Source organism: Chryseobacterium candidae (genome assembly GCF_004916905.1).
In the GTDB taxonomy this organism is placed as follows: Bacteria; Bacteroidota; Bacteroidia; order Flavobacteriales; family Weeksellaceae; genus Chryseobacterium; species Chryseobacterium candidae.
The window spans coordinates 1-25781 of record NZ_SDLV01000025.1 but is presented as its reverse complement, the minus strand read 5'-3'; the positions used below and the strand labels follow the sequence as shown (position 1 = coordinate 25781).

General features: G+C 36.2%; 25 protein-coding genes. 15 read left to right on the top strand and 10 right to left on the bottom strand.

Annotated elements, in window-relative coordinates:
• Positions 1-95 precede the first annotated feature (95 nt).
• The 5 genes from EK417_RS12130 to glgB form a co-directional block, all read right to left on the bottom strand.
• Positions 96-1136 (bottom strand): SRPBCC domain-containing protein, encoded by a 1041-nt coding sequence (locus EK417_RS12130; protein ID WP_110366280.1) that lies wholly within the window; start codon positions 1134-1136, stop codon positions 96-98.
• A 260-nt stretch (positions 1137-1396) separates the two neighbouring features.
• Positions 1397-2665 carry a glucose-1-phosphate adenylyltransferase gene (locus tag EK417_RS12125; RefSeq protein ID WP_076594559.1) on the bottom strand — a complete coding sequence of 423 codons (1269 nt, stop codon included), beginning with the start codon at positions 2663-2665 and terminating at the stop codon, positions 1397-1399.
• Positions 2666-2679: 14 nt separating this feature from the next.
• Entirely contained in the window at positions 2680-3186 is a 507-nt protein-coding gene (locus tag EK417_RS12120; RefSeq protein ID WP_136522294.1) for an FEKKY domain-containing protein, read from the bottom strand.
• Between the two features lie 34 nt (positions 3187-3220).
• Positions 3221-4627, bottom strand: coding sequence for a glycogen synthase (locus tag EK417_RS12115; RefSeq protein WP_136522293.1), 1407 nt, complete (start codon positions 4625-4627; stop codon positions 3221-3223).
• A 3-nt stretch (positions 4628-4630) separates the two neighbouring features.
• The gene (glgB, locus tag EK417_RS12110; protein ID WP_181446080.1) at positions 4631-6577 is read right to left on the bottom strand and encodes a 1,4-alpha-glucan branching protein GlgB; all 1947 of its coding nucleotides are present in this window, start codon (positions 6575-6577) and stop codon (positions 4631-4633) included.
• A gap of 200 nt (positions 6578-6777) precedes the next feature.
• Here glgB and EK417_RS12105 point away from each other — a divergent pair, with 200 nt between their 5' ends.
• From EK417_RS12105 to EK417_RS12060, 10 genes are all read left to right on the top strand, one after another.
• Positions 6778-7905, top strand: a complete 1128-nt coding sequence (locus tag EK417_RS12105; protein WP_136522291.1) for an alpha/beta hydrolase — start codon at positions 6778-6780, stop codon at positions 7903-7905.
• 67 nt (positions 7906-7972) lie between these two features.
• Entirely contained in the window at positions 7973-9388 is a 1416-nt protein-coding gene (locus EK417_RS12100) for a M17 family metallopeptidase (RefSeq protein ID WP_110366283.1), read from the top strand.
• A gap of 141 nt (positions 9389-9529) precedes the next feature.
• Positions 9530-10744 (top strand): ATP-grasp domain-containing protein, encoded by a 1215-nt coding sequence (locus EK417_RS12095; protein WP_076594553.1) that lies wholly within the window; start codon positions 9530-9532, stop codon positions 10742-10744.
• 309 nt (positions 10745-11053) lie between these two features.
• Complete coding sequence (locus EK417_RS12090; protein ID WP_110366285.1) at positions 11054-11767, top strand: alpha/beta hydrolase-fold protein; 714 nt, start codon at positions 11054-11056, stop codon at positions 11765-11767.
• Positions 11768-11820: 53 nt separating this feature from the next.
• Positions 11821-12774 carry an ATP-grasp domain-containing protein gene (locus EK417_RS12085; protein WP_076594550.1) on the top strand — a complete coding sequence of 318 codons (954 nt, stop codon included), beginning with the start codon at positions 11821-11823 and terminating at the stop codon, positions 12772-12774.
• Positions 12775-12805: 31 nt separating this feature from the next.
• Positions 12806-13927 (top strand): carboxylate-amine ligase, encoded by a 1122-nt coding sequence (locus EK417_RS12080; protein WP_076594549.1) that lies wholly within the window; start codon positions 12806-12808, stop codon positions 13925-13927.
• Between the two features lie 33 nt (positions 13928-13960).
• Entirely contained in the window at positions 13961-14794 is an 834-nt protein-coding gene (locus EK417_RS12075; protein WP_136522290.1) for a type 1 glutamine amidotransferase, read from the top strand.
• A gap of 188 nt (positions 14795-14982) precedes the next feature.
• Positions 14983-16161 carry a hypothetical protein gene (locus EK417_RS12070; RefSeq protein ID WP_136522289.1) on the top strand — a complete coding sequence of 393 codons (1179 nt, stop codon included), beginning with the start codon at positions 14983-14985 and terminating at the stop codon, positions 16159-16161.
• Between the two features lie 23 nt (positions 16162-16184).
• Positions 16185-16643, top strand: coding sequence for a hypothetical protein (locus EK417_RS12065; RefSeq protein ID WP_136522288.1), 459 nt, complete (start codon positions 16185-16187; stop codon positions 16641-16643).
• 223 nt (positions 16644-16866) lie between these two features.
• The gene (locus tag EK417_RS12060) at positions 16867-17118 is read left to right on the top strand and encodes a hypothetical protein (protein ID WP_136522287.1); all 252 of its coding nucleotides are present in this window, start codon (positions 16867-16869) and stop codon (positions 17116-17118) included.
• 41 nt (positions 17119-17159) lie between these two features.
• On the opposite strand, the gene EK417_RS21110 is transcribed toward EK417_RS12060, so the two are convergent.
• The 4 genes from EK417_RS21110 to EK417_RS21105 all read right to left on the bottom strand — a co-directional run bounded on the left by EK417_RS21110 (position 17160) and on the right by EK417_RS21105 (position 19699).
• Positions 17160-17753, bottom strand: a complete 594-nt coding sequence (locus EK417_RS21110; RefSeq protein ID WP_168801990.1) for a hypothetical protein — start codon at positions 17751-17753, stop codon at positions 17160-17162.
• Positions 17753-18721, bottom strand: coding sequence for a hypothetical protein (locus tag EK417_RS12055; protein WP_136522286.1), 969 nt, complete (start codon positions 18719-18721; stop codon positions 17753-17755). Before EK417_RS12055 ends, EK417_RS21110 begins: the two co-directional genes overlap by 1 nt.
• 184 nt (positions 18722-18905) lie before the next feature.
• Positions 18906-19319 carry an N-acetylmuramoyl-L-alanine amidase gene (locus EK417_RS12050; protein WP_076594546.1) on the bottom strand — a complete coding sequence of 138 codons (414 nt, stop codon included), beginning with the start codon at positions 19317-19319 and terminating at the stop codon, positions 18906-18908.
• 230 nt (positions 19320-19549) lie between these two features.
• Positions 19550-19699, bottom strand: coding sequence for a bacteriocin-like protein (locus EK417_RS21105; RefSeq protein WP_168801989.1), 150 nt, complete (start codon positions 19697-19699; stop codon positions 19550-19552).
• Between the two features lie 123 nt (positions 19700-19822).
• Here EK417_RS21105 and EK417_RS21565 point away from each other — a divergent pair, with 123 nt between their 5' ends.
• Together EK417_RS21565 and EK417_RS12045 are read left to right on the top strand one after the other, a co-directional pair.
• Entirely contained in the window at positions 19823-19951 is a 129-nt protein-coding gene (locus EK417_RS21565; RefSeq protein ID WP_262484557.1) for a hypothetical protein, read from the top strand.
• 21 nt (positions 19952-19972) lie between these two features.
• Positions 19973-20182: a hypothetical protein gene (locus EK417_RS12045; RefSeq protein WP_136522285.1), complete on the top strand. Its 210-nt coding sequence runs from the start codon at positions 19973-19975 to the stop codon at positions 20180-20182.
• Positions 20183-20468: 286 nt separating this feature from the next.
• On the opposite strand, the gene cphA is transcribed toward EK417_RS12045, so the two are convergent.
• Positions 20469-23099 (bottom strand): cyanophycin synthetase, encoded by a 2631-nt coding sequence (cphA, locus tag EK417_RS12040; RefSeq protein ID WP_136522284.1) that lies wholly within the window; start codon positions 23097-23099, stop codon positions 20469-20471.
• A 201-nt stretch (positions 23100-23300) separates the two neighbouring features.
• Between cphA and EK417_RS12035 the strand changes: the two genes are divergently transcribed.
• The 3 genes from EK417_RS12035 (at position 23301) to EK417_RS12025 (ending at position 25637) form a co-directional block, all read left to right on the top strand.
• Positions 23301-24188, top strand: a complete 888-nt coding sequence (locus tag EK417_RS12035; RefSeq protein ID WP_076597796.1) for a cyanophycinase — start codon at positions 23301-23303, stop codon at positions 24186-24188.
• Positions 24189-24457: 269 nt separating this feature from the next.
• The gene (locus EK417_RS12030) at positions 24458-25300 is read left to right on the top strand and encodes an isoaspartyl peptidase/L-asparaginase (RefSeq protein WP_136522283.1); all 843 of its coding nucleotides are present in this window, start codon (positions 24458-24460) and stop codon (positions 25298-25300) included.
• A gap of 100 nt (positions 25301-25400) precedes the next feature.
• The gene (locus tag EK417_RS12025) at positions 25401-25637 is read left to right on the top strand and encodes a YtxH domain-containing protein (RefSeq protein WP_034695510.1); all 237 of its coding nucleotides are present in this window, start codon (positions 25401-25403) and stop codon (positions 25635-25637) included.
• Positions 25638-25781 lie beyond the last annotated feature (144 nt).

The following is a 25781-nucleotide window of genomic DNA, read 5'->3' as shown; positions in this document are numbered from 1 at the left end:
TTTGTAGAATTAATCTTCAAATTTAATAAAAAAAACCGAGTTAGAACAGTCTGAAACCGTTAAAAAAACTTAAGAAGAAATAAATTAAAAAAAAATCACTTATATACTGATAATGAGAGCTTAACGTTTACCTCCTGACCATCCATCGGACGTTCAATAAAGGTCTGGCGGATATCTCCGAAGCGCATCTCGTCTTTTTTGGCTTTCTGAATGAGCTGCTGAATTGCCCGAATTCTTCCCTCATAATTCCCTTTGTAGTAAATTACATAATTTTGAGACGGATTTATGGATCTAAAATTGAAATTATTATCAGACACTCCAATTTTCTTAGAAAGTGGAATTCCGAGAAAATAAGAAACCTCTTTGTCTTTGTAATTATCGGCATCAGTAATCAGGATCGGGTATCCGAATTCATCATCTCTTTTCCCAAGATCCATCGTTACGAAGTTATAGACTTTGTTATAATTCATTACGATATTTTTGTAAAGAGCGTCTTTTTTGTTTGATGTACTTACATTAATTCCCAACAACAGTTTGTCTTCCTCATTCTCCACCATCAGGCTGTCATATTTGATGGCTGCCATCCGGTTGTCTTTTTCTACTTTATTTCCTAAGGAGTTTTTAAGATTCACCATACTTTTGTTGATGTTTTCGGCAAAACGGTCTTCAGTCCAGAAATTTTCTACTCTTTTCCAGACTGCTAATTTGGGAGTATGAACATACCAGATAATCTTTGTTTTTTCTGCGGAAACAGGTTTGAATTTAACGTCAACCAATGTCGGATTTTCGTTTTTATCCTCAAAAAGCTGATATTTTAATGTTTTATTGGGGTTTTCATACCTGATGAACATTTCTCCATCGGTATCATTTTTAGGATCTACGTAGCTGATGGCACTTCCCTGCCCTTCATAAGGCGTGTAATAATCTATATCTATAGACGGTGAGCTGGTAAAAAAGTTGTTCCATCTTGTAAAATTCTGAAGATTATTAAACTGGGCAAAAACTTTATCCACGGGATAGTCGATCTCTTTTTCAATCGTAAAGTTCTTACTTTCATCTACAAAATAATACATGGAAGCAGCATAAGCTCCCCCCAAAAGAATAATGATTACCGCTAAGATTTTAAAAATACGCATCGCACAAAAATAATACAAATATAAAGAGTGACCAATATACTGATCACTCCAATGATATGTTTAACAATAATTAACCTTGTTAAAGGCTGGAAGCGGAATCCAGGAAGCTGGAAGTTACTATTTGACGGATAAAGCTACCAAAATTTTTGATTGAAAAATTCTTCAAGCCAATAGAATAAGCCAGGATTTCGTGTGAAAAGATAACTTTTTCTATTCCGCCATTCATAATTTCCAGCTTCCAGCTTCTTATTTACCTTCTCTTACCCGATATGTGTTCCCGGAGCAATTACAGCGCCTTTCTTCACAACCACAATCCCATCCTGAACAGAATAAGTTCCATAATCACCATCCGGAATATGTTTTCCGCCAGTAATCTTCACATTGTCACCAATGTAACAGTTTTTATCCAGGATTGCTTTTTCTATATAGCAGTATTTACCAATTCCCATATTAGGACGTCCGCCTCTGTCGTTCAGGACAATTTCTGTTGTATTTTGGTAGAAATCAGCTCCCATGACATAAGAATTCACGATGGTACTTCCTTTATCAATCCTTGTTCTGTTTCCGATCACAGAGTTTTCAATTTTATCTGCCATAATGATACAACCATCTCCAAAAACGGCTTTACTTACATATGAACCGTTTATTTTTGACGGAGGAAGCATTCTTGCTCTGGTGTAGATAGGCGAAGAAGAGAAAAGATTAAACTGCGGCAGATCCAGACAAAGATCCAGATTGGCTTCGTAGAAGGATTCTATAGTTCCGATATCTGTCCAGTAGCCTTCATACTGATAGCTTAATGTCTTGTATTTTCCAATGGAGCTTGGAATGATATCTTTTCCGAAATCATCACCTGCACCTTCATCAAACATCTTTTTAAGGATGTTCTTGGTGAAAATATAGATTCCCATGGAAGCCAGAAACTCTTTTCCGGCATGTTTATTTTCTTCTGAAACTTCAGATTTCAGGCCTGTTAACATATCAAAATCCGGCTTTTCATAGAAAGAAGTAATATTTCCCTCATCATCCGATTTTAAGATCCCAAAACCTGTGGCGTCTTTTGCATTGACCGGAATGGTAGCAATGGTAAGATCGCCTCCGTTTTCAATATGGAAGTCCAGCATTTCTCTGAAATCCATCTGATACAACTGATCTCCTGAAAGAATAAGGATATAGTCATAATCATATTTTTCAAGATGCTTCATAGACTGACGCACAGCATCAGCTGTTCCTTGATACCAGCTGTCATTTTCTACATTCTGCTCGGCTGCCAGAATGTCTACAAAACCTTTGCTGAAGATATCAAAGTGATAAGAATTCTTAATATGTGAATTGAGGGAAGCAGAATTAAACTGCGTTAGCACCAGAATTTTATTCAGTCCTGAGTTCAAACAGTTTGAAATAGGAATATCCACCAGTCTGTATTTTCCTGCAATAGGAACAGCCGGCTTTGATCTGGTATACGTTAACGGAAATAATCTTGTTCCTCTGCCTCCTCCTAACACAATGGAGATTACATTTCGATTCATAAATATATTGCGTTTTATTTTATTAAGTTTACTGTTCTGTTTTTAGTGTTTACTGCTACTTTAAAGCATTCTTTGTTTTCATATTGGAGCTCGTTTTTATAAAAAGTCACCCGAAAATCATCTTTATCATTCAATACTAAAACCTCTTTATCCAGATTATAGATTTCAATATTATATTTTTTAAGCTCATTTCTGAAGAACGGATTTGTAATAAGTACGTCCATTACATCAGCACTCTTCATTACAAAGTTATCGACATCTTTACGATACTTTTCTCTCCAGCCTTTCCCATATTTTCTTTCTATTGCAGCATAAGTCCTTTTATTAAGAGCATCTATTCTCTTCATCTCGTCAGGTTCTAACAGACAATCACCGACAGAGTAATGCTTTATTTTCCATTTTTCGGCAATACCAACCATTGCTTCATACCTTTCCGTTGCCGGAAGACCGTAGCCATAGATCCAATAATAACCTCCATGGTAGCTTCCTCTGTCTTCTTTACATGAAAACAGTGTAAACATTATCACAGAAAGAAATCCGAAAATCTTCACTCTATCAGCTATTATATAAAGCTATGTATTTTTCTGCAGATTTCTCCCATGCAAAGTCAAAATTCATGTTGGCATGGATAAGATCTTCCATAACCCCTTTTTGATTATAAATCGCCATTGCCCTGTTCATAGCATGTACAACATCATCTACCCCCGGATAAGTAAAATTCAGTCCTGCTCCACCCGTCGAAATATCTTCTACGGTATCTTTGAGACCTCCCGTAAATCTTACCACGGGAACAGTTCCGTATCTCATGGAGTACATTTGATTCAACCCGCAAGGCTCTACTCTGGAAGGCATCAGAAGGAAATCTGCTGATGCATAGATCTTATGGGAAAGATGTTCTTTATATCCAAGATCCAGTGCAAAATTGGTGTAGGTATAATCGTATTCTTTCAGTTTATTTTCAATATAGGTATTTCCTGATCCGAGAATCATAATATTTAAAGCTCCATAACTTTGTTTAATACTTCGCCATACTACATCCGGAAGCAGATCTGCACCTTTTTCCGTGGCGAATCTTCCGATAAAGGCGAATAAAGGAAGCTCGGGCTTTAACCCATATTCTTTACAGAGTCTTTCTTTATTTTTCTTTTTCTGAGCTACAGCATTTTTACTGTTAAAATTAAAATCGAGCATCGGATCTGTTTCAGGATTCCAGACTTCGGTGTCAATACCGTTAATGATACCATAAGCTTTTCCGAATTCCTGACGAACCAGACTTTCCAGTCCGCGGAAGCTGATAAAGAGTTCTTCAAGATATCCTTCGGAAACGGTGGTAAAAGCGTTGGCACATTTAATCATACTTGCCAGAGGATTCATGAATCCGTTCCAGTCTATCAGTCCCCATTTATAATCATCAAAAGAAGGCATATAATTGGCCATGTTCCAGCTCATCATTCCCTGATATTCTCCGTTATGAATAGTTCCTATTGTTTTTACTCCTTTTAAGAATCCGAATTCCGGACAATTTTCCACCATAAAAGGAATCAAACCAGTATGATAATCATGACAATGCAGCACATCAGGACGGATTTCCATGGCACAAAGCCAATGCAGTATTCCATGTTGAAAAGCCAGAAACTGAAAACTTTCATCCTGATACCCATAAGGATTATCCCTGTCTAATAATCCCGGAATTCTTACCATATACAGCTCAAATCCCAGGACATTTGTCTTTTCTTTCAATACCTGAACCTGCAGCATACTGATCCCCTGATGGATAAAGCCATCAAAAACAACATCGAATTCATGATCCTGAATAAAAGGTTTATTATACCAGGGCATCACTACTTTTGCCTCTATACCTTTTACTTTATTCTGATACTTTGGTAACGCTCCAACCACATCTGCCAGACCGCCTACTTTTGCTACAGGATAACATTCTGTACTTAAATGATAAACAACCATTCTTTATCTCTTGTGTTTAATTCTGTGTAATTTATACTTTTTATCTTTCTTCTGTCTTAAAATTATTCCTGCCAATGGCGGTAATTTCACCGTCATTGTTTTAGAATAATTTCTCCATTCTTCATACGTCTCATCAAGGATTTCAGGCCTTACTCCGCTTCCACTGTATTTTTCATCATCCGAGTTTAAAATAACTTTCCAGTGGGAGCCTGCAGGAATCCCGATTTTATAATCCAATACTTTTGGTGCCAGATTTAAAATGACCATCAGGACATCTTCTTTCTTTTTTCCTTTTCTTAGATAAACATATACCGAATTTTCCAGATCATCTGCTTCTATCCATTCAAAGCCATGTTTATCAAACTGATTTTCATAAAAAGCGGTTTCTGATCTGTAAAGGTGATTCAGGTCTTTCACCATTTCCTGCATTCCTTGGTGAACAGGATATTTAAGCAAATGCCAGTCCAGGCTTCTGGTAAAATTCCATTCACCGGTCTGTCCGAATTCATCGCCCATGAAAAGCAGCTTGGCTCCGGGATGGGTATACATATATACATATAAGGTACGGAGATTGGCAAACTTCTGCCATTCGTCACCTTTCATTTTATAAATAAGACTTGCTTTTCCGTGTACCACTTCATCATGTGACAAAGGCATCATATAATTTTCATTATACATATACATGGAAGCAAAGGTCAGTTTATGATGATGGAATTTACGGTTAACAAAATCTTCTTTAAAATAATCCAGCGTATCATGCATCCAGCCCATCATCCATTTCATTCCAAATCCTACACCACCGTCATGAACAGGTTTTGTAAGCATGGGAAAATCTGAGCTTTCTTCTGCTATGGTGATGATATTATTTCCAAATTCTTTATAAACAGCCGTATTAAATTCCTGTAGAAAAGTTTTAGCTTCCAGGTTCACATTGGTTCCATATATATTAGGTTCCCATTCTCCTTCATTTCTTGAATAATCAAGATGAAGCATTGAAGTTACGGCATCCACACGCAATCCGTCTGCATGATAGCGATCCAGCCAGAACATGGCATTTGAAATCAGAAAAGACTTTACTTCATTTCTTCCGTAATTGAAAATATGCGATTTCCAATCCGGGTGAAATCCTTTTCTCGGATCTTCATGTTCATACAGATAAGAGCCGTCAAAGCGGTGAAGACCATTGGCATCTCCCGGAAAATGGGACGGAACCCAATCCAGAATAACGCCTATTTCATTATTATGAAGTTCATCAATAAGAAACATCAAATCCTGTGGTGAACCAAAGCGCGAAGTGGCCGCATAAAAACCGGTAATCTGATATCCCCAGCTGGGTTCGTAAGGATATTCCATCACCGGCATAAATTCTACATGTGTAAATCCCATTTCTTTTATATAAGGAACCAGTTTTTTGGCAATATCTCTATAGTTTAAAAAACGCTGGGGCTGATCTTCTTCTCTTACCCAGGAGCCTAAATGCAGCTCATATACAGATATCGGAGCTTCCAGCCTGTTTCTTTTCCAGCGGCTGTCCATCCATTCCTGGTCATCCCACTCATACCAGGTAGTAGAAACCAGAGAAGCGGCCTGAATATTCTGTTCCCAGCTCAATGCATAGGGATCGCTTTTCTCCAGAATTTCACCTCTGGGTGTTTCAATAGCATATTTATATAATGTTCCCCAGGTTAATCCTTCAATAAATCCTTCCCAGATCCCGGATTCATCCCATCGTGGAAACAAGATATGATCTTTATGATTCCAGTTGTTAAAATTTCCGATCACAGAAACTTTCTTTGCATTAGGTGCCCAAACGGAAAAATATACGCCCTTTACGCCCTCTTTTTCTGCAGAATGTGCTCCAAATTTACCATACAGCTTATAGTGCCTACCTTCTTTAAAAAGATATACATCATGATCGGTGAAAAGCGTGTAGGTCTTAACAGAATTCATCAAGATCAGTTTATATTTATATTTTTCCTGAAACTACGAAAAATACTGACAATAGCGATAAATTATTCATCAAATAATTATCAACATCATTTCGTGTTTTGTCTATCTATCAAATATATCATTTTTTACTACATATTTTTATAATTTCAAAACAATCTTTTTTTTATAAATTTAACATCAATATTTTATTAAACACAACGATGAGGTTTGAACTTTATACAGTAGAAATAGACGACAGACCGGTATTTATTACCGGAAATTTCAATAGCTGGAATCCTAAAGATTATAATTTTCAGCTTAGACAGACTGACACATCCCGTTATTTTATAGAAATTGAAGATCAGGCTCTTCCTGATGATATTGAATATAAATTCACAAAGGGAGGTTGGGAAAATGTAGAACTGGACCAATATGGAAATATCACACCCAACCGGAAAGTAAAAAAATCTGCAGGTAAAACAACTGACTCTGTAAAAAAATGGAGATTGAACTGGGGACCGTTCAAAGAAGAATATTATCCTATAGCACAAGTTATTTCCGAAAATTTTTACATTCCGCAGCTTGACCGTTACCGTAAGGTTTGGGCGCTCCTTCCCTACGACTATCACAACACGGATAAACGGTATCCTGTTTTATACCTTCAGGATGCACAAAATCTGTTCAATGAAGGAAGCGGCTTCGGAAATTGGGAAATCGACAAAAAGCTATCCATCCTTGCAGAGTATGGACGCGGTGATCTTATCATCATTGCGATAGAACATGGCAGTGAGGAAAGAATTAAAGAATATATTTTTGATAACGATCATGTCGCCAGCGGTTCGGAAGGAAAAAAGTATATCCGCTTTATTGCAGATACTTTAAAGCCTTTTGTGGACGAAAATTACAGAACAAAAAAAGACCGCGACAATACCGGAATCGGGGGCAGCTCATTGGGAGCGCTCATCAGTATATACAGTGGTTTTCTTTATCCTGAAGTGTACTCCAAACTATTAATCTTCTCGCCTTCTCTCTGGGTAGAACCGAATAACAACTTTCCGATGATGAATTTCCGGGTTCCGTTCAAAACTAAAATTTATCTTTACGGCGGCGGTCAGGAAGGCTCTAAAATGGTCAAAAGGATTCATATTTTTGAAGAATATCTGAAAAAATGGGAAGAGAAAAAGCTTTTTGATTTTGAATTTAAAACCAATATCAATCCTGAAGGCACTCACAATGAATTTTACTGGTCACAGGAGTTTCCAAGAGCTATTGAATGGCTGTTCTATGACAATACAGAAAATCCGGTAGAAGTAAAACCACACCAGCAAAGCATCAAGAACTCAATATAAAATTGCTGTAGAAAATTTCATTTGAAAACAGCAAGGTTTATAAATTTAGAAAATATAACATCTGTTTATGAAACTAATCAATAAAAAAAACAAAAATTACACGCAGGTTTTTCACCTTTTTACTGAGGAAGAATGGGCAAAAACCAGTAAAAATTTCAATAAAAACATTTCCACTTTTTTCACCGGGAAAAAACATGAAGTCTTTGTCAATGCCCATGAAGAAGGAATTACTTATTTCATTGGATTAGGAAAATCTGCCTTACAAAATTATGAAATCCAGCAGGTGGCAGCCAGGTTTTCACAGTCTCAAAAAGAAAAACTGCAGGCTGTGCCTACATTAGCACTTGCTGATTTTATGAATGAAAAGCAGTTTCAGGAATTCGTTAAAGGACTTTTAACAGGAACTTACAACTATCCTTTTGATAAAAAACATGCTTTCTGGAATACAAAATTTGAATTACATTTTGAAAATTTAAGCCAGAAAAAATTAGATCACATCAGCCAGAAAGCAGAAGCTCTGATTAACGGGCAGACCGCCTGTCAGGACTGGCTCAACAAACCAGCCAATCTTAAAAAACCGGATATATTAAGTGCATACCTCAAAAATCTGGCTAAAAAATATGACTTAAAATACACGGCTTTTAACAGAAAGAAATGTGAAGAGCTTGGATTAGGCGCTTATCTTTCTGTGAACCAGGGAAGTGCTTATGATGCTGCTTTCACTATTTTAGAATATAAAACGACAGCAAAAAACGCCAAGACTTTCGGGCTGGTAGGAAAATGTATTTTGTTTGATACGGGAGGAATATCAATAAAAAGCTCTGCCAATCTGCATTATATGAAGTCTGACATGGGTGGAGCTACCGCTGTTTTGGGAACGTTAATCTATGCCGCTGAAATGCAGCTTCCTGTGAATATTATTGCTGTTCTTCCTATTACAGACAATGCTGTCTCTGAAAAGGCTCTCCTTCCAAGTGACGTGATCACAGCCTACAACGGAAAGACCATTGAAGTGCTTGATACTGATGCGGAAGGCAGGCTGATTCTCGCGGACGGATTGTCTTATCTTGCTAAAAACTACAAAACAGATTTCCTGATTGACCTGGCAACTTTAACGGGAAGCTCTGTAAGAATGTTTGGAGATACCTGCGCTGCAATGTTCTCTAATAATGAAGAATTAAAAAATAATCTTATAAAAACAGGAGACCAAACCAATCAGAGAGTATGGAATCTTCCTTTATGGGATGTCTGGAAAGACGATATCCAGTCTGATGTAGCAGATATAAAAAACATTTCTTTAAAACCTGTAGGAGACTGTATTATTGCCGCGAAATTCTTAGAGCAATTCATTGAAAACCATCCTAAATGGGCACATTTGGATATTGCCGGAGTAGCCTTTGGAAGTGTAGGCTATGCTAAAGAAAAAGCAGCAACAGGTTTTGGTGTTCAGCTTCTGGTGAATTTAATTGAAAATTATCACTAAAAATTAGTTTTTTACAAAAAAACTCTGTATAATTGATTAGTGAATTTTCAAAAACGCACGATATTTCATTTTTTAACATTAATAAAATAATAAATAAACGCTTTTATTTTTGAAAATTCACTAAATATTAAAAAACATTATATGGAGAAGAAAACAATTGTGTGTATTTCGTGCTACTACAAAGGCTACGATTTTATGGACGAAATGAAGAATCTCGGTAATAAAATCATCCTCGTAACCTCCGAAAACCTCAAAGAAAAAAACTGGCCCTGGCATGCTATTGATGAAACATTTTATATGCCTGAGCTAAAGCCATCCGTATGGAATCTGGAACATCTGATCCAAGGATTTTCTCATCTGATGAAGACCAGAAAAGTAGATGCTGTAGTGGCTTTGGATGATTATGATGTTGAAAAAGCAGCGTTAATCAGAGAGACATTCCGTATTCCCGGAATGGGACAGACTACCCACCGGTATTTCAGAGATAAACTTGCCATGAGGCAGAAAGCAAAGGATTCCGGGATCAGCGTCCCCGAATTCACTGCGGTATTCAATGATCATGAAGTGGATGAATTTACAGACCGCGTTCCTGCCCCATGGGTACTGAAACCGCGTTCCGAAGCATCAGCATCAGGCATCAAGAAAATAACTTCTAAAGAACAACTTCTTGAAGCACTGGAAACGCTGGGAGAAGAACGCCATCTTTTTTTACTGGAGAGTTTTAAACCCGGAGATGTTTACCATGTGGACAGCCTTACTTTTAACAAAAAAATAGTATTCACTTCTGCCTCAAAATATCTTGCACCTCCCATGCAGGTATCACATGAGGGCGGTGTTTTCAGATCCAAAACCTTAGGAAGATATTCCGAGGACTTTAAAGCATTGGAAGAAATAAACGCAAAAGTACTTTCCAATTTCGGACTGATTAATGGTGCAACCCATACAGAATTTATCCGTGGAAAAGAAGACGGAAAATGGTACTTCCTTGAAACCTCATCCAGAGTGGGTGGTGCTCATATCCCGGATCTGGTTGAAGCTTCAAGCGGTATCAATATCTGGAGAGAATGGGCTAAAATTGAAGATGCTCTTCTGAGAGGTCATGATTACAGCGTTTCTCCGCCTACAGGCTATTATTCAGGCTTGATTGTGGCTCTGATTAAAGATAAAGAACCGAATTACAGTAATTTCGAATGTGAAGAAGTTGTCAAATTTCTTCCCATAGATTATCATGTCGGGATTGTTTATAAATCTGGTGATGCTTCCATTGTACAGGACAGGCTGGATGCTGCAGCAGAAATAATCCATACAGACATGCTGAATATCCTTCCTCCCAAAAGCAACAAATTGAGTTCCTGAAAGTGAAGCGTAACATTGATATTCAAAATGTTATTGAATTCATAATATACAGTCTGCCAGAAGATTCCTTGGTAAAACGTAATTTAGAAAACATAAATCCCGGAAAATGGCAAAGCAAAGCATATTATCAGTTCGTTGACTCCATTCATGCCAACAAACCTGGATCAAAATAGATCTTTAAAGAAAATATAATCCTTGAACATCCGAAATTAGAAACGATTGTACTGGATATTTTAGAAAAAGATCAGTTGGGAGGAATTGAATTTATTGAATTAATATAAATACAGTATTAAAATTAAACACAAAAAAATGCCTCATATAGAACATACAGACTATTATTCAAATATATTGGGAACAAGTCTAAAGGTAGAAGTGACCGGGCATTATGGTCACCCTGTCATTATGTTTCCAACTTCGCAGGGCCAATACACCCAAAACCATGATTTTCATCTCAATGGAAGTATCAACTGGTTTATAGAACAGGGAAAAGTAAAACTTTACAATGTACAAACTATCGACAGCTGGAGCTTTTATGACGACAAAATATCTCCCCAGCAAAGAATAAGAAACTATGAACGGTATGTACAATTTCTGATTCAGGAATTCGTGCCTTATATCCAGAAGCTTCACAAAACACATCGCGTGGCCGTTGCAGGAGCAAGTTTCGGAGGATACCATGCAGCTAATTTCGCTTTCAGATTTCCGGATGTGGTTTCTCATCTGTTTTGTCTTTCAGGAGCATTCAGCATAAGGAATTTTATGGATGGCTATTCTGATGAACTGGTATACTTCAACTGTCCAAGGGAATTTGTAAGAAATGATGAAGCCTGGAAATATAAACACATGCATATCGTGCTGAGTACGTCTGACCAGGATATCTGCAAGGATAAAAATGTTGAAATGGCTGAAATCCTAAGAATAAAAGGCATAGACTTCTGGTATGATGAAAGAAAATGGATTGGCCACGACTGGCCTTTATGGAGAATGGTCTTCCCTACTTTTATAGGAGCATTTTTCTCTTAAAAACAATAAAAGACAAATAGAAAAAATATACACCCACCTTAAAAACAAAAATTATGACAAAAAAAGTAGGAATTCTTTTCGGTATGGAAGACACTTTTCCCTGGGCATTTATAGACAAAGTAAATGAGCTGGGAGGTGGAAATATCATTGCTGAACCCGTTACTATAGATAAATTAGAACAGGGAGCAGACTATGGTTATGCAGTGATCATCGACAGAATTTCACAGGACGTTCCCTTTTACAGAGCTTATTTAAAAAATGCAGCCCTTAACGGCACTTATGTAATCAACAATCCGTTTTGGTGGAGTGCTGATGAGAAGTTTTTCAACAATGCCCTGATGTCCAAACTGGGAATTCCGCTTCCTAAGACCGTTCTGCTTCCATCTCATGAAAGACCGGACAACACCTCCGAAACTTCATTCAGAAACCTGAAATTCCCCCATGACTGGGAATATATCTTCAATTATGTAGGGTTTCCGGCATATATGAAGCCTCATGATGGCGGAGGCTGGAAAAGTGTTTACAGAGTTGAAAATCCGGATGATCTTTGGAATAAATTAGGAGAAACAGAACAGCTGGTCATGATGGTACAGGAAGAAATTATCTTTGATGATTATTACAGAGTGTACTGCCTGGGCAGAAAATATGTTCACATCATGCCTTATGAACCTAGAAATGCGCCCCATTTAAGATATGCCACCACACATCAGACACAAGGTGCAGAACTTGAAAAATTATTGAAAACCATTCATGATTATACAATTACAATGAATGAAGCTTTAGGATACGATTTCAACACCGTGGAATTTGCTGTAAGAGACGGTATCCCTTATGCCATTGATTTCTGTAACCCCGCTCCGGATGCAGACCGAAATTCTGTAGGAGAAGAAAATTTTGCATGGATTATAGAACATGCTGCAAAACTGGCTATAGAAAAAGCTAAAGAATATGTTCCGGGGAAACCCAATATTGCCTGGGGAACCTTTGTGAAAGATTCCATTAAATAACATCGAAAAAGAATTAAAAAACACAAAATAAATGCATCATCAGTTTACTATTGGAATTGAAGAAGAATATCAGATCATTGATGTAGAAAGCAGAGATCTGGTTTCTCACGTTTCAAAAATCATTGAAGGCGGCAAAGCGGTTTTGAGTGAGAACTTAAAGCACGAAATGCACGAATCCATGATTGAAATGGAAACGGGAATTTGTCAGAATATCCAGGAAGCCAGAGCAGAGTTGACGAATTTAAGGCGTCACCTTATCAATACCGCTCATGAACAGGGATTACGTGTTTCCGGAGGAGGCACTCACCCATTCTCTCATTGGTCTGAAAACAATATCACCCAGGGAGAAAGATACATCAAAATTGTAGATGATATGGGAGATGTGGCCAGGGAAAATCTTATTTTCGGACTGCATGTTCATATTGGAATTCCCAATCGTGAAGAAGGCGTGAGAATCCAGAATGTCATGCGTTACTTTCTTCCTCATGTGTATGCCCTTTCTACCAATTCTCCCTTCTGGATCGGAAGATATACAGGTTTTAAATCGTACAGACAGGAAATCTTTGTAAAATTCCCAAGGACCGGTATTCCAAGTTATTTCAACTCTCTGGCAGAGTTTGACAGCTATGTAGATCTTCTGGTAAAAACAGGAACTATCGACAATGCCAAGAAAATCTGGTGGGATTTACGGGTACATCCGTTCTATCCTACAATTGAATTCAGAATCTGTGATATGCCGTTAAGAATTGATGAAACGGTGTGTCTTGCAGCCATTATGCAATGCCTAGTTGCCAAAATTTATAAACTTCACCAACAAAATCTAAGCTTCAGAAGCTACAGAAGACTGTTGCTGAACGAAAATAAATGGCGTGCCTCCAAAAGCGGTATTGAAGCCCATCTCATCGATTTTGGAAAAGAAGAATCTGTTCCTTATCCGCATTTATTGAAGGAGCTTTTAGAATTTATTGATGATGTGGTAGATGATCTGGGATGCCGCCATGAAGTGGAATATGCCTGGAAAATTCTTGAAAACGGAACCGGTGCAGACCGACAGCTTCAAATCTTTAAGGAAACAGGCGATCTGAGGAAAGTCGTTGATTATATGATCTCTGAAACGGAGTATGGTATCACACATGGTGATTCTGCTTCATAATATTTTTGGTAACTTTACAAAAAATATGATGTAATGAAAGATATTCGAATTGCTCTGCTGGATATGAACAACAATCAAGTCAATCAAGGATTTAGAAACATTAAAGAAATTTCTGAATCATTTCAGCAGAACTCTGAAGAAAATGTTGTAATCAAGACATTTGATGTAAGATTCAAAGATGAAATGCCGGAGATCGGAGATTTTGATATTTTCATTTCTTCCGGCGGACCGGGAAATCCACATCGTGAAGGTCTTGCCTGGGAAGACAGATTTGCTGATTTTTTAAATTCTGTTTTTGAGCATAATAAATACCATCAAGATAAAAAGTACCTTTTTCTGATCTGCCACTCATTCCAGCTGGCAAGCATTCACTGGAATCTGGGAAATATCTGCAAAAGAAAATCTTATTCTTTCGGGGTAATGCCTGTTCATAAAACAGAGGAAGGCGAAAATGAGTTTTTATTTAGAAATCTTAAGGATCCTTTTTATGCGGTAGATTCCAGAGCTTATCAGTTTATTGAACCGGATCATGAGCGTTTTGAAGAATTGGGAATGACCATCATGGCAATTGAAAAATTCCGACCTCATATCAACCTGGAAAGAGCCGTAATGGCCGTTCGTTTTTCGGAGGAGATATTCGGAACACAGTTTCATCCAGAAGCCAATCCAGAGTCTTTGATCGAAAATCTGAAAGATGAAAAAAACAGAGAAGCAATGATTGAAAATTTCGGGATGGAAAAATATCTTGAAACGATAGACAGAATAGACGATGAAGACAAAATCATTCTCACCAGACATCAGATTCTTCCGAGATTTCTTCAGTTTGCAAAAAAAAACATTTTGAAAGAAGCTGAGACTTTGGTTTAAAAAGGATGGAAGCCGGAAGAAGGATGCTGGAAGTTACTATCGGTTAAGATTATTGATTATTCTTTTATTTATAAACTAATAATTTAAATTTCAGAATTGAAAACTTCCCTCTCCCAGCTTCCAGCTTCTTACTATATAACAATCGGGCATAAATGTCCGATTTTTTTAACATCACAAAGAAAAAAAATATGATTCCAAAATACAGAAAACAGTACAATCACGAGTTTTCAGATGAAAAATACAGTCAACTCAAAAATATATTGGCAAAAAAAGGTGGAACAGCACCTGGTTTCAGAGTTTCAGAAAGTCCGCTTTTTCTGACAAAAGAATTTGAGAATAAGCTTATAGACGCCAGTGAAAGCATTATCAGCCAGATTAAAACAATGCCGGCAGAGCTTCTTCAAAAGGCAATTCCTAATAACTGCAGAGTTCCCAATGATACGGATCAGCCTCATTTTTTCACCATAGATTTTGGAGTCTGCAAAAGTGAAAACGGAACAATAGAACCTCAGCTGATTGAGCTTCAGGCATTTCCTTCTTTGTATGCTTTCCAGAAAGTATATGAAGAAACGTATTGTGAAGTTTACCCTTTTCTTTCAGAGATCAGAAATCCTATGCCCCATGAAACTTTTAAAAACTATTTAAAAGAACTGATTGTAGGAGATGAAAATCCTGAAAATGTAGTCCTCCTTGAAATTTTTCCGGAAAAACAAAAAACAGCGATTGATTTTGCTCTCACAGAAAAATTAATAGGAATTAAAACAGTATGTCTGACGAAAGTAAAGAAGGAAGGACGAAAGCTGTATTATGAAAATAATGGTAAGTTAACCGAAATCAAAAGAATCTACAACCGTGTTATATTTGACGAGCTGGATAATATTCCTGATCTTACTACAGAATTTGATTTCCGTGAGGAAGTGGATGTCAAATGGATTACCCACCCGAACTGGTTCTTTAAAATCTCAAAGTTCCTTTTGCCCTTATTAAAGCATCCGTTTGTTCCAAAGAGTTATTTCCTGCATGAATTTCCGGAAAATGAAAATCTGGATGATTTTGTATTGAAACCTTTATTTTCATTTGCGGGAAGTGGCGTTAATTTAAACCCTACAAAGGAAGTTACAGAGGCTATTCAGGATAAAGAAAATTATATTTTGCAGAGAAAAGTCTACTACGAACCCATTTTTGAAGATATCAACGGAGATTTTTCCAAAGCAGAGATCCGTTTGTTGTATATTTGGCGGGAAAATGATGAACGCCCTATCCTATTGGAAAATTTGGGAAGAATGACAAAGGCCGCCATGGTCAATGTAGATTTCAATAAAAAAGATGCCATCTGGATCGGGAGTTCCAATGCTTTTTTCGGATAAAAAACTGATAAAACTAATACTACATGGAAGAAAAGCCAAACGCTTTTGCAGAATTTGAAAACCATACTTTAACACGAAGAAGAAATTTATTACCCACCTGGATTAAAGTTTTCTTGTGGATCTTTTTAATCGCAGGCGCACTTGCTGCTATTTTTTTGATGGCAGGCTCTCTGATGACTCATGTCTCTTTATCTTTATATGGGATGGAAGCCAATCATCCCTATTCAATGACCGGACTTTTGATCTGTGTCTTGTTTTTATTCAAGGGTATTGTTGCCTACGGACTTTGGTTTGAACAAGATTGGGCACCACAAGCAGCAATCATTGATGCAATAATAGGAATTGCTATTTGTCTTGTGATGATGGCTATTATCCCGTTCATCAATTCAGCAATCAACTTTACGCTCAGATTAGAATTGATTCCTTTGTATTTTTATCTTAAAAAAATGCAGAGTATAAAGAAAACCTGGGAAAGCTTATAGAAACAAACCTCCGAAATTTCGGAGGTTTTATTTTTTACTCCTGAAGGAAGATCTCTCCAATCATAAAAAATCCCCCAACAAAGGAGGATAAAAAATTGACATGTACGCTGTGTTTTTTTACAAATATTGTAAATATACGGATATGTTCTTGGCATAGTCTACGGGAAACCGTAAGGTCTGATTTTTAATTATTTGTATATTGGTAGCCTAAAATTAATACACAATGAATTATCAAGAAGCATTAGAACACAAAAATAATTTGGTACGAGAAGCGAGCGAGTACACAAAATCTCATTTTAATTTTGTAATTGTACCAAAAAATTTTAATGATAGAGTTAAATTTTTAGCTTACTATGAAGATAATAGACATGATATTGCGGAAGATGCATGTACGCCATTTACAAGTGAAGATGATTTTGTAGTATATGGATTAGCTACTGATCTACATAGAGATTATATGATGAATAAATTATAACAATTATCCCCACCTAACAGTGGGGAATATCTATTTTTGAGCTATAAATGATTAATATCATCAAATACCATTTTATAAACTTCATTAATTAGAACAATTATAACCAGCAGGTAGTTGAATAGAGTAATAAATGACACTATTTGCAAAAACCATAACCCAAAAGCTCTAACTTGACTAAAGTTAATTGTTTCGTTATTACTATCAAATATATCTTTCCATATGGACATATCTCCTTTATAACAGAGTAGATATGTTAACAATATTATCACTGTAATACATGCTATCGCCACAGAAAACAGAATTAAAGTTGTGACACTTTCTGTGAATATCTTGTATCTTTTTAGGTAATTTTTTTTTTCTTCATTTGGATTGGTTCCAAGACTATCTCTTCGCTTCGAATAGTTATCAATAACAACGAAGATAACAGAGAATAACAATCCTGAAAAGATACTAATCGAACTTATTAAATTTGAAATAATATCATTATCAAAAAATACATTAAAAAGGATTAATACAATAGCAATAATTAAAGGAATAATAATGTGAAACAATACCGAATATATCATATTGTCGCTTAAAATAATTTCTTTTAAGCCGTCATTTAATAATTCTTTTAAGTTGAATTTTCTAAACATTAATTATATCCTATTTCTATTTTAATTTGTTCAAGTATTCTATCTGTATGCCTTTTAATCTTTTCATAATCAAAATGTCTTGTATCTCCTGACATTATTTCTTCAGGTAAAAATATAGTTGGTGAAATATCATAAATATTTTTTATACCAACATTAGCTAAATGACCATTTTCATCTTTATAGTAAGCTTTTATATTGTATCCAGCCTCCTCTGACATATCTAAATCATCAAGATTAGCACCAATAACCTTATTTGCTCCATACCCTTTAATATTTCTCCAAAAATCATTCACATCATGTTTAAAACCACTTACAGTAACTGTAATCTTTAAATCTTGTTCATCCGCAAATAGAGGATTTATTAAAGCTCTTTTCCCTCTAGACACCTTATCAGTTATCATTTTTATTTCATATACATGACTATTCTTAAGATATTCTTCTTTGATTGCCTCGGGTGTGAAGGATGAAAAATTTAACGTAAATCCATAAGACTTGATAAACTCTCTAAAAATAATTTTAACTAAATTAGACACTGTATGATCTGTGTAACTTTGAACCATTAATATTCCTGAACTATGATCAAAAGGCGTCCATAATTTAATATAGAACGGAAGCGATGCAATTTCATTTAATCCAATCTTTCCAATCTCTTCATCTGCATTGTCTTGATTAAAGATTAATTGTAAGCTCCCAATTGTACCTCCCCACATCTCAATATCAATAACATTGTTAATACTTCTTATTGTACCTTTGTTTTGATTAGTAGTACATATTCCTTTGGTCTTTTTTTGATCTGATTTAAATTTTCCACCAAATAAATCTATAAAGTCAGAAAAGAATTTTTGGTATGCCTGATCTTTATCTTCATCAATACTTTCAAAAAGATTATTAAAATCAACAAAATCCTCGCGTGAATTTCTGGGTTTAATTGCTATTTTAAAAATTTCTAATTTTAATGTTTGTGCCATGCTTGGGTTATTAGTTTCACAAATGTATAAATATTTGAAAACTATATTCAATTATTTTATACAGCAAATATAAATAGGTAACGCGCCAATCCTTGACGTATTTTTTGCAATATAAAAAATATCAAATTTAAAATATTACGGTTTCCCGTAATACAACTTTAAAACAGTCTTATAGTACTTCACCTTATGATAACCCAGCATACTCTTTCTTAGCATCAAAGCTAGGGCAAGCTTTATGAACATTGGGAAAATCTCTATGCCCTTGAATTTTAGCTTTAGGAAATTTTGATTTTAATTCTCTTAACAGCTTTACAATAGATTTTTTTTGATCTTTAGTTCTTGTATCTTTGGGATGGTTGCTTTTATCAATGCCTCCAATGTATGATATATTGATAATTTGAGAATTCCACCCTGCAACTCCATTGGAAACGCGATCAATGGGCAAAGTGTTTACTATTTCTCCATCAGATTTTATCATATAGTGATACCCTGGATTTTTCCATTTCAGGTTTTCCTTCCAATACGTTTTAATGCTCTCTATTGTAACATCTGGCTGTGTTGCCGTACAATGTATAACGATGTAATTGATTGTTCTCATGGATTTCATTTTATTTATTGTTGAGCAAAATTAAACCTGTAACTCCCAAAACAGTGAAGGAAAAACACCCTATTTCAAATTGAAAGGCAGGACGTATGAAAACCAGGGAAAGCTGATAAAAACCATTTAAAAAACAGTATATCTCTGGAAAAAGTTTATAAAGTCGATGCTAAAATGGTTAAATTTTGAAATATAAGAACAAAAAATCCCTCTCAGCGAGGGATTAATTTTTATAAATCAGGACATGCCATTTCATTATCATGCGGAATGCACACTTTTTCATTCCATGGCACCGGGCAGTCATGCCAGCCAGGAGGACATCCTCTCTTTCCTGTAATACTTTTTAATTTCTCCTTAGAGATTTTCTTTAAATTTTTCATGGTTTTGATTTTAATTCAGATTCAAATATAAAAATTATTCTCCAACAAGAGACATAAAATAAAAAAAATAATCGTTATGGGTTTCCATAAACAAAAAACATTCAATAAAAGTATCTTAGAAAGATGAAAGAATTTATTAAAGACTGCCTGCTATTTCAAAGCCCGGACTGGCAAGTGAAACTGATTGGATGTATTACCCGGGCATGCGGAATCGGATGGATCGTTTTAGTGTATGAAATGTTTATTAAGTAGTATATTTGAACCATGGAAAACATGGAAGAAATAGAAGCTAAAATAATAGAGAAAATAAGAGAAGACCATAAAAGAAATGGAGGATGGAACGGTTCAGACATTAATGAACTGGATCAAATAATTAATTTACCAATCCTTGAAAGAAACAAATTACTTGATAAAATGGTAGCGGAGAAAAAGATCGCTTATCTTAAACCTCTGAACACGACCCGAATTACCCTGCCAAAATAAAGCCGTTACAGTAAACAAGTATATTGTATACCTTGCCTTCAAATCATAAAAACAAAAAGCTCCCCCCATAAGGGAAGGCATTAAAAAAACTTCTTGTACTTTTAGTTTATATAAACTTTGTAAATATAAGTAGAGAATGTATTCGTAACCCTACGGGAAACCGTAATGATTGAATTTAAACTGTCTGTATACTGTGAAATAAACAGTCACAAACCAATAGATACAAAAATTGCAATACGTTTTTTCATTCCGTATTGCAATTTTAATAAGTTCTGTAAAGATGTATTTACAGGTTTTTATCGTCTTCCAGTAATTCCTTGGCCTGGTATTCCTGAACCAGATCAATGGCATTGGAAATAACATCACTTAAAGCAGTAATAAATGTTCCTTCTTCAGCCATTCCCATGGCGTGTTTTAATGCTTCAATCTCTTTGGGAATAATCTCATAACTCACATCTCTGCCTGCAGAATTAATCCCATCAATAATCAATCCGTTAATTTCGTCTTCCGTTCTTCCACGAAGATGTTTTTCATTCCGGATGATAATATAATCAAACATTCGTCCTGCAATCTTTCCACATTCTCTGATATCGTTGTCTCTTCGGTCTCCGACACCGGAAATAATACCTATTTTCTTGGTGGATTCTACGTTTTTCAGATAATCTTCAATGGCTTCGTATCCTGAAGGATTATGAGCAAAGTCAATCAGTACCTTAAAGTTTTTAAATTTAAAAATATTCAGTCTTCCCGGTGTGAGCTGAGCACTTGGAATAAAAGTTCTCAAAGAATTAGAAATATCTTCAATTCCGAATCCGTATAGATAACTTGCCAAACTGGCTGCCAATACATTTTCGATCATAAACCTGGCCTTTCCTTCCATGGTAATCGGGAAGTCTTTGGCTTTTCCTATTCTGATTTTCCAGTCTCCTTTTTTGATGGTAACAAAACCTTCTTCATACACACAGGTGATCTTTCCTTCTTTAGCAAATTTTACAATATGAGGATTGTTTTCATCCATACTGAAAATAGCCACATTGGAATCGAGATCACTCACAATCTTCATAGAATATTCGTTGTCTGCATTTAAAACACTCCAGCCGCTTTTTTTCACGCTATCCAGTACAACACGCTTTACTTTGGTAAGATCCTTCAGACTGTGAATATCATTCATTCCCAAATGATCCTCCTCAATATTGGTCAAAACACCGATATCACATTGTGAAAAGCCAAGTCCTGAACGTAAGATACCGCCTCTTGCTGTTTCCAGCACGGCAAATTCTACGGTAGGGTCTTTTAAGATAAATTCTGCAGAAAGTGGTCCGGTAGTATCTCCTTTTGACAGCATGGTATTCTGAATATAAATTCCATCCGAAGTGGTAAATCCTACTCTGTAACCATTGCTTTTTACAATATGGGAAATAAGTCTCGTAGTTGTTGTTTTTCCATTGGTTCCCGTTACCGCAATGATTGGAATGGTAAAGGGTTTTCCCTGAGGATAAAGCATATCAACCACAGGTGCAGCTACATTTCTGGGTAGCCCTTCACTTGGAGCAAGATGCATTCTGAACCCCGGCGCAGCGTTGACTTCAATGATAGCTCCGCCACTTTCCTTTAAAGGCTGGGTGAGGTTCTCTGCCATCACATCAATACCGCAGACATCCAATCCGATAATTTTGGAAATTCTTTCAGCCATCGTGATATTTTCCGGATGTACCATATCAGTGACATCAATGGATGTTCCTCCCGTTGAAAGATTGGCCGTTGATTTCAGGTACACCACTTCTCCTCTTTGAGGAATGGTTTCCAGCGTGTACTGAAGCTTATCAAGTAATTCTATAGTATCTTTGTCCACTTCAATTTCGGTAAGGACATTTTCATGACCATAGCCTCTCCTTGGATCTTTGTTTTCTTTTTCAATAAGCTGCTGAAGGTTCAGTTCTCCATCTCCTACAACATGGGCAGGAACTCTTCTGGCAGCAGCCACCATTTTATTATTGATTACCAGTATACGGAAATCATATCCCGTAATGTATTTTTCAACAATTACTTTTCTTGAATATTTCTGAGCGTGTTCAAGACCTATCTTGGCAGCATCCCAATCGTTAACATTAATAGAAGATCCTTTTCCATGATTTCCATCCAAAGGCTTGATAACAATAGGATACCCGATTTTTCTGATCACAGCATTTAATTCTTCTTCATCAACTACCAGCTCTCCAGTGGGTACCGGAATAGCTGCATCATGAAGCATTCTCTTTGTTAATTCTTTATTACAGGCAATATCTACAGCAATAGAACTTGTGTTTCCGGTAATCGTAGCCTGAAATCTTTGCTGGTTTACCCCATAGCCAAGCTGTACCAGAGAGTTTGTTCCCAATCTTATCCATGGAATTCTTCTGGATGCAGCTTCTTCCACAATACTTCCAGTGGAAGGCCCGAGACGAACACGCTCCCTGATTTCTTTTAATCTATGAATACATGCATTCAAATCATAATCTTTGCCTTCAATCAGCGCTTCTGCAATCTTAACAGATTCTTCTGCAGCAAAGATCCCTGCATTTTCTTCGATATAATTAAATACTACATTATATACTCCCGGAGTTTTTGTTTCACGGGTTCTTCCAAACCCTACATCCATTCCTGCCAGGGTCTGTATTTCCAAAGCAATATGCTCAATGACGTGTCCCATCCAGGTTCCCGTTTCCACTCTATGGAAAAAGCCTCCTTCTACTCCTTCCGAGCATCGGTGCGTAATCAATGATGGGATTAATTTTTCAATCCTTTCCCGAAATCCTTCGATTTTATTGGTAGGATAATTTTCCATTTCTTCTAAGTCCAACCTCATCTGTATCAGCTTCTTTCTTCTGATGCTCCAGATGTTAGGACCTCTTAGTGCCTGAATCTTTTCGATTTTCATAGTCTATTGGCATTTTAACAGTTAACAATAACTCCTTTCAAAACCAAAGATAATGTAAAACCCTAAACGAAACTATACCACATTTAAAGATTTGTTAAAAAAAAAATAATTTTAATTAACATTCCTAAAACATTAAAAATCAACTAAAGATGGCATGAAATTAGCGAAAGAATGTGAATTATTTTTTAATTTTGTACAATGATGAAACCTGTTGGAAAATTAATAGTTATCGGAGGCGCTGTAAACAAAGGAAGTTTTGCTGAAACCGATTATGATCAGAATATAGAAAAGAATCTTAATTTTTTTGAGCGAGGGATCTTGCGAAAGATCATCAACGAATCAAAACTAAAGGAAGATTCTGTGATTGAAATTGTAACAACCGCATCTCAAATTCCTCAGATCGTAGGTTCTGAATATAAAAAAGCATTTGAATTTCTTGGAGCTAAAAATGTAAATGTTCTTGACATCCACAACCGTGAAGAAGCCAATTCTGATGCAATGGTGGCAAGAGCCAACGCTGCCGATGTGATGATGTTCACGGGAGGAGATCAGCTGAGACTGACTTCTATTCTTGGAGGAACAAGATTTCATGACACGATTTTATTAAAATACCAGGAACAGGATTTTATTTATTCCGGAACTTCTGCAGGTGCTGCCGCAGCTTCTGAAAATATGATCTACCAGGGAAGCAGTTCTGAAGCCTTATTGAAAGGAGAAATCAAAACCACTCAGGGATTGGGGTTAATCGATAATGTTATTATTGATACTCATTTTGTACAGAGGGGAAGAATCGGACGTCTTTTCCAGGCAGTAGTCAACAATCCAAGAACACTGGGAATCGGATTGGGTGAAGATACAGGACTTTTCATTCATAATGATGTAATGACTGCCGTAGGTTCAGGTCTTGTTATTCTGGTAGACGGAAGGTTTATCAAAGATACCAACCTTACTAATATCAATCTTGGAGAACCGATTTCTATTGATAATTTAACAGTACATGTTATGTCTATGAATGATCATTATGATCTGAAGACAAAAACGCTGACGATTGAGAATTCTCAGTTTAATCCGATACCACAGGATAAATAGAACAACAAATACAGCTATACAAACGGAACCTCGGTTCCGTTTTTTATTTAACTTCATATTTCAAGTTGGGCTAAAGCCAATGAATTTAAAATGTTTATTGTAAGGCGGGCTAAAGCCCACCTCTATTGATGTTGATATCCAGATGCATAATAGTTGTTTAACACTTTTATCTTTTATCTTTTATCTTTTATCTTTTATCTTTTATGTTTTATCTTTTATTAATTAACTTCGTAAAAGAATATCATTTATCAATCATCATCTATAATTTTATGAAAGTAATTATCCACGGAGGTTTTTTTTCTGAAAGCGACCAAAGCCACGAAGTAAAAACAGCAAAACAGGATTCATTAAAAGAAATTGCTCAAAAGGCATTCGGCTATCTTACAACACATTCGGCTTTTGATACCGTTGCCTATGCTGTTTCCTTACTGGAAGATGATCCGTTATATAATGCGGGAATCGGTTCTCAAATCCAGAGTGATGGTGTAATCCGTATGAGTGCTGCCATCATGAACGGGAACACTCAGAAACTAAGCGGTGTCATTAATATTCAGAATGTACAGAATCCTATTTTTGTTGCTAAAGATCTTATCCGTGAGGATGACAGAGTTTTAGGAGGAAATGGTGCCAAAATATATGCTACAGAAAATGGTTTCGAAAATTTTTCTACGGAAATTCCCCAGAGAAGAAAAGAGTATGAGGCCAAACTAGCCAATGGAGGTAAAGGAACTGTAGGCTGTGTAGCCATTGACCATGAAGGAAAACTGGCTGTTGCCACGTCTACCGGAGGAAAGGGGTTTGAGATTCCCGGAAGAATTTCAGATTCTGCCACAGTGGCAGGAAATTATGCCAATGCTTTCTGTGCGGTAAGTTGTACTGGTGTAGGTGAAGATATTGTCAGCAATGCTACTGCTGCCAAAATTGTAACCAGAGTTACGGATGGTATGAGCCTTGAACAGGCTTTCAGCAAAACATTTGATGAACTTAAAACTATTGATGGATTCGCTGGTGCTATCGCTATTGATAAAGATGGAAATATCTATCATAGGGATTCGTATCCTACTATGGTTTTCGCCAGTTTTGATGGCGAAAAACTTGAAGTCTTCTCTTAAATTTAACATTTTTTTATAAGTCCATTTATTTTTTTGGCACGTATTTTACATTATTCATAACAACAAATTGTAATAGTAATAACATAAAAAAATAGAAATCATGGGAAACAAGACAAAAGGATTATTAGCTTTACTTGGACTAGGTGCATTAGCTTATTGGAAATATAAGAATTCGAGCCCTGAAGATCAACAAGCTGTAAAGGATAAAATCAATACTGCAAAAGACAATCTTAATAAATGGGGAAATGACCTTAAGAGCAAAGCCAATGATGTTGCTTCCCAGGTTCAGAATAAAGTGGACGAAGTAAAAACAAAAGCTGAGGATTCCCTAAGCTAACCAACACAGAGCAGTTTTTTTAACATTCATATATAGGAAAAAGTCATCGTAATAGTACTTACGATGACTTTTTATTTTTGTTAACCATTGTGGTTTTATTTTGGATCAAGCGCAAAATTTGGGGACTAGGCAAAAAGTTTAGCT